We start from the raw sequence: 2,703 nt of genomic DNA, 5'->3' as shown, positions 1-2,703 counted from the left end.
GGGTCTGGGGCTGCGGGAGGCGGCGCTGGCCGAGCCTGCGAGCGTCGCCTGGCATGCCGTCTCGCGAGCGGGCGAGATCGCAGGCCGCCGTGCCCTGGTCATCGGCAGCGGTCCGATCGGAGCCCTGATCGTCGCTGTGCTCCAGCGAGCGGGGGCATCCGAGATCATCGCCGTCGACCTCGCGGAGGAGCCGCTCGCGGTGGCCCGCGCCGTCGGCGCGACCCGGACGATCGCCGCGACCGACGCCGAGGCGATCGCCGCCGTCGGCGCCGACGTCGTCTTCGAGTCGTCGGGCAGCGCTCGCGGGCTGATGTCGGCGGTTCGCGGAGCGGGGCGCGGCGCGACCGTCGTCATGGTCGGCCTGCTGCCCTCCGGCGAGCAGCCCGCGCTGATCTCTCTCGCGATCACGCGCGAGCTGCGTCTCATCGGCTCGTTCCGCTTCGTCGACGAGATCGACGAGGTGCTCGCGGCGCTCGCCGACGGCACCCTCGCGGTCGAGCCCGTCGTCACCCAGGTGCTTCCGCTCGACCGGGCTCTCGAGGCCTTCGAGCTCGCCCGCGACGCGACACGCTCGAGCAAGGTCCTGCTCGACTTCACCGGCTGACGCCTCCCGCGAGCGCCCTGTGGGCGGCCTCACCGTGAGCGGGATCGTGGCTGCGGAGCTGACGTCGGCTGTGGTCGCCGGCGCACTGCTCGCCGGGGTCGGAATCGTCCTGACGCGGACGGAGCGTGCGAGAGGCACGCTCCTCCTCCTCGGCTGCGCCGTGGACGCGACCCGGGGCGGACCGCCGGCGCTTCAGAGCCGCCTCCACAGGGTCCGGATCGGCGACGATCCGGCCGTCTGCGGGCGATGCGGCCACCGTGGAGGCGCTCGACGGCCTACCGTTGCAGCATGGCGTCCACCGATACATCCGATTCCGTCCCCGAGACTCACGCCGGCGAGCAGACCGCTCCTGTCGCGGCCTCCGCCCCCGCGGACGAGTCTCCCTCCCTCACGTTCTCCGGTCTTGGCCTCAGCGAGCCCGTCCTCAAGGCGCTCAAGGAGGTCGGCTACGAGACGCCCTCGGCCATCCAGGCCGCGACGATCCCCTCGCTCCTCTCCGGCCGTGACGTCCTCGGCGTCGCCCAGACCGGCACCGGCAAGACGGCGGCGTTCGCGCTGCCGATCCTCTCGCGCCTCGACGTCTCGCAGAAGACGCCACAGGCGCTCGTGCTGGCGCCGACCCGTGAGCTGGCGCTCCAGGTCTGCGAGGCGTTCGAGCGCTACGCGTCGAACCTGCGCGGCGTCCACGTGCTCCCCGTCTACGGCGGCCAGGGCTACGGCACGCAGCTCTCCGCGCTGCGCCGCGGCGTGCACGTCGTCGTCGGCACCCCGGGCCGCATCATGGACCACCTCGAGAAGGGCACGCTCGACCTCTCGGCGCTCAAGTACCTGGTGCTGGACGAGGCCGACGAGATGCTCAAGATGGGCTTCGCCGAAGACGTCGAGACGATCCTCGCCGACACTCCGGTCGAGAAGCAGATCGCGCTCTTCTCGGCGACGATGCCCTCGCAGATCCGCCGCATCTCGGGCAAGTACCTGAAGGAGCCGGAGGAGATCACGGTCAAGAACAAGACCACGACCTCCGTCAACACCACGCAGCGCTACCTCATGGTCTCCTACCCCCAGAAGGTCGACGCGCTCACGCGCATCCTCGAGGTCGAGAACTTCGAGGGCATGATCGTCTTCGTCCGCACCAAGAGCGAGACCGAGACGCTCGCCGAGAAGCTGCGCGCCCGTGGCTACACGGCGGCAGCGATCAGCGGAGACGTCGCCCAGGCCCAGCGCGAGCGCACCGTCGAGCAGCTCAAGTCGGGCAAGCTCGACATCCTCGTCGCCACCGACGTCGCCGCGCGCGGCCTCGATGTCGAGCGGATCAGCCACGTCGTCAACTACGACATCCCGATCGACACCGAGTCGTATGTGCACCGCATCGGTCGCACCGGTCGCGCGGGGCGCAGCGGAGCAGCGATCAGCTTCGTCACGCCGCGCGAGCGCCGCCTCCTCGCCGCGATCGAGAAGGCCACCCGCCAGCCTCTCACCGAGATGCGGATGCCCAGCGTCGAGGACGTCAATGTCACCCGGCTCTCACGCTTCGACGACGCCATCACCGCGGCGCTCGCCGACACCGAGCGCCTGCAGCGCTTCCGCGACATCATCGGCCACTACGTCGAGCATCACGACGTGGTCGAGTCCGACGTCGCGGCGGCGCTGGCGATCGTCGCCCAGGGCGACGAGCCGCTCCTCCTCTCGCCGGACGACCCCCGTTTCGCCCGCCGCGAGCGCGACGACCGCGACTCCCGTCCCGAACGCGGTGACCGGGGCGACCGCTTCGATCGCGACCGCAGTGAGCGCCCCGAGCGTCGGCAGCGCACGGCGAACGGCGCTCTCGCCTCCTACCGGATCGAGGTCGGCCGCCGCCAGCGCGTCGAGCCCCGGCAGATCGTGGGCGCCCTCGCGAACGAGGGCGGTCTCAACCGCGGCGACTTCGGGCACATCGACATCCGCCCGGACTTCTCGATCGTCGAGCTCCCCGCCGACCTGCCGCAGGAGGTGCTCGACCGCCTCGCCGACACGCGGATCAGCGGTCAGCTGATCGAGCTCAAGCCCGACCGCCGCCCCAGCCGCGCCGCGCCGACCGCGGTGGCCGCCCCCGGCGGCCC

At 71.8% G+C, this 2,703-nt stretch carries 2 protein-coding genes; both read left to right on the top strand.

The features are described from left to right. Nucleotides 1-604: zinc-binding dehydrogenase (locus ACH61_RS14900; protein ID WP_153038928.1), on the top strand; the 604-nt coding region annotated here is incomplete at its 5' end. A 288-nt stretch (nt 605-892) separates the two neighbouring features. Further along, the coding region (locus tag ACH61_RS14890) for a DEAD/DEAH box helicase (RefSeq protein WP_068213541.1) at nt 893-2,703 on the top strand (1,811 nt) is incomplete at its 3' end.

The sequence above is a fragment of the Rathayibacter tanaceti genome (genome assembly GCF_001634385.1).
GTDB classification, from domain to species: domain Bacteria; phylum Actinomycetota; class Actinomycetes; order Actinomycetales; family Microbacteriaceae; genus Rathayibacter; species Rathayibacter tanaceti.
Note: the sequence above shows the minus strand (reverse complement) of the source record. Positions and strands in the feature narration are given on the sequence as shown.